The organism is Vibrio sp. 10N.286.46.A8 (genome assembly GCF_041470165.1).
GTDB classification, from domain to species: domain Bacteria; phylum Pseudomonadota; class Gammaproteobacteria; order Enterobacterales; family Vibrionaceae; genus Vibrio; species Vibrio tasmaniensis_A.
In genome coordinates this window covers 1-2,660 of sequence record NZ_JBFRLX010000279.1, presented here as the reverse complement: position 1 = coordinate 2,660, position 2,660 = coordinate 1, and the positions used below count along the sequence as shown (strand labels likewise).

At 40.7% G+C, this 2,660-nt stretch carries 4 protein-coding genes; 3 read left to right on the top strand and 1 reads right to left on the bottom strand.

The features are described 5' to 3' along the window. Positions 1-81: 81 nt before the first annotated feature. Entirely contained in the window at positions 82-717 is a 636-nt protein-coding gene (locus tag AB4232_RS21315; RefSeq protein WP_372087957.1) for a hypothetical protein, read from the bottom strand. Positions 718-1,006: 289 nt separating this feature from the next. On the opposite strand from AB4232_RS21315, the gene AB4232_RS21310 reads away from it, so the two are divergent. The 3 genes from AB4232_RS21310 (at position 1,007) to AB4232_RS21300 (ending at position 2,542) form a co-directional block, all read left to right on the top strand. Continuing rightward, positions 1,007-1,252, top strand: a complete 246-nt coding sequence (locus AB4232_RS21310; protein WP_017059821.1) for a DUF2164 domain-containing protein — start codon at positions 1,007-1,009, stop codon at positions 1,250-1,252. 184 nt (positions 1,253-1,436) lie between these two features. After that, a complete protein-coding gene (locus AB4232_RS21305) occupies positions 1,437-1,976 on the top strand; it encodes a cytochrome b (RefSeq protein WP_372087956.1) in 540 nt (179 codons plus the stop codon). After that, positions 1,973-2,542 (top strand): YceI family protein, encoded by a 570-nt coding sequence (locus AB4232_RS21300; RefSeq protein ID WP_102250470.1) that lies wholly within the window; start codon positions 1,973-1,975, stop codon positions 2,540-2,542. Before AB4232_RS21305 ends, AB4232_RS21300 begins: the two co-directional genes overlap by 4 nt. The last annotated feature ends 118 nt before the right edge of the window (positions 2,543-2,660 follow it).

Genomic DNA, 2,660 nt, shown 5'->3' with positions numbered 1-2,660 from the left:
GAATATAGATGTTATTTTATAAAATAATAGTGTAGGTATAATTATTTACGTTATATATCAAATTGAAAATTGGCTTGTATTTTACTGCCATTGTATTACCGCATAAAGTTGCAGGTATTTACGAACTAGTTGTTGATTTCCAGAGCGTTTTAGCGGGTGAGCGAATCGGATAAAACACGGACTGATTTTGAAGTTACTATATAAATCATCTGCGAATTGAGTATCACTCTCTCTTAGCGTGATACCTTGTAGGCTGTAGTCGCTAATCTGGTCTGGGAGTTCCCCCATCCACCAATGCAAGAGTTCACCACTGTTTTTGCTTCGACTTATCCAATGGTCGGAGACAATGATCAATAGGTCATTGGGTTGAATGGCAAATCCGTACTCTTGCTGCCAGTTATGAATGTCCAGCATCAACTTTTTACGACAAGTCTTTCCTGCGCTCACCATATGGTGGCTAATCATCCAAACGGTACCAATTTCAGAAGAGATTCGGAAATGTCGTGGCGTTTCACCAGAAGAGAGCATTTCTAGTGGGCTTACGTTGCTTGCATGATTGAAGCTAACGAAAGTGTGCTCCATTCGTCTCGCAAACGCTTTGCCTATGTGATGTTCACTGATCCCTTGATTGTGTACGGTAGGGTAATGACGTTCACAAAGTTTCAAGCAATCGTCTTGAAACTGATTGACGCTTTTAATCACCAGATCTAATAACAATGAAGCCTCTTATACACAGTTGCTATCTTATTGATGGGCAATAGTACGGTAATTTTGGCGCCATTACCTATCGCCAAAGTGCGAGTTCTTGATCCCTCTATCAAAATTAACCATTACTGAGCGATTTTATGGATAGCACTGGCACTCTACTGGTCTGTAAACTAAATTATGAGGAATTATAGCTAGTTAGAAAACTTGAACTGATTGGCAGAGTTGCAGTGAGCTAACGAAATTATAGCTTAGTCGGCTAATCACAATTGTTCTACATACTCTTTATTTGGAAACACCCATGACCATTCAATTAGATTCAAAGCAAAAATCCGAACTCACTCATACACTTCAAAAGTACCTACAAGATGAGCTCGATGTAGAGCTTGGTCAGTTCGACACTGAATTCTTAGTCGACTTCATCAGTAAAAAGTTTGGAGCCGTGTATTACAACAAGGGGATAGAAGACGCTCAAAAAGTGATGGAACGTAAGATGTTAGACATATCAGATGAGCTCTATGAAATTGAACAAATCGTTGAAATATAACTCAGCAAGCGATTGTTCGACAAAGAAATTTGTCCATAAAGCAACTTGTTCAAAATTTTTGAATAACTCGTTTAATTTGAAATGATGTAACTAATGTAAAACTTGGTAAATAATATGTTACGCAAACTTGGTGTAGGGTACGCTTTTCAAAACTACACGACACGTTAACATTCGGAAGAGATGCATGAACAACAACGTAAAAAATTACAATCCTCTAGCAAGAGCAATGCACTGGATCTCAGCACTCGCAATATTTGGCCTATTTGGTGTAGGCCTATGGATGGTTGATCTTTCTTACTATAGTGAGTGGTACAAAACAGCACCAGATTACCACCGTTCGGTAGGGATTCTTTTGGCTGCCGTTACCGTTATCCGCTTGCTTTGGAAGCTAGTTACCGTGTCACCTAATGTGGAAGGTAAAAGCTATGAAGTTGCAGCAGCGAAGATCGCTCACGGCTTTATGTACATTAACTTAGCGGTTTTATTTATTTCAGGTTATTTGATTTCGACATCAGATGGCCGTGGGATCGAGGTATTCAATTGGTTCACAGTACCAAGTATGGGTGAACTATTTGCAAACCAATCTGATCTCGCAGGAACGGTTCACTACTATGCTGCATGGGTACTGATCATTATGGCATCAGTGCACGCCTTAGCGGCGATAAAACACCACGTTATCGACAAAGACGATACGCTACGAAAAATGATAGGAGCTTCAAAATGAAAAAGTCAATTATCGCTACAGGATTAGCATTTGCTATGGCAATGCCTTTCGCTGCGAACGCCGCTGATTACGTGATTGATACAAAAGGTGCGCATGCTTCAGTTAACTTCAAAGTTAGCCACCTAGGTTACAGCTTTATCCAAGGTCGTTTTAACACATTCTCAGGTGACTTCTCATTTGACGAGAGCAACGTTGAAGCGTCTAAAATCAGCGTAACGGTTGATACAACTAGCCTTGACTCAAACCACGCAGAGCGTGACAAGCACATCCGTAGCGGTGATTTCATCAATGCTGGTAAGTTTTCTGATGCGACATTCAACAGCACAAAAGTGGTTGATAAAGGCGACGGCAAACTTGAAGTTATGGGTGACCTTAAACTTCACGGTGTAACTAAGCCTATCGTTATCGAAGCTGAATTCATCGGTGCTGGTCAAGACCCATGGGGCGGTGAGCGTGCTGGTTTCGTTGGTACAACTCGTCTAGAGCTTGCTGACTTCAATATCCCAGTAATGGGCGCTTCAAGCTATGTAGACATGGATCTGCATGTTGAAGGTGTAAAGAAGTAATCTAGCTATCAATAATCGCTATCAACATATTTAGAAAGATCAAAATCCTAGTCGATACGAGATAGGGCAGCGTTAGCCGGTTATTTAGTAATATGGAAAGTAGCAAAGCAGCTAGAAT

Bases quoted from the DNA above. Each gene is read 5' to 3' on its own strand.
- AB4232_RS21305 (WP_372087956.1), top strand. From the start codon at position 1,437: ATGAACAACAACGTAAAAAATTACAATCCTCTAGCAAGAGCAATGCAC.
- AB4232_RS21300 (WP_102250470.1), top strand. From the start codon at position 1,973: ATGAAAAAGTCAATTATCGCTACAGGATTAGCATTTGCTATGGCAATG.
- AB4232_RS21310 (WP_017059821.1), top strand. From the start codon at position 1,007: ATGACCATTCAATTAGATTCAAAGCAAAAATCCGAACTCACTCATACA.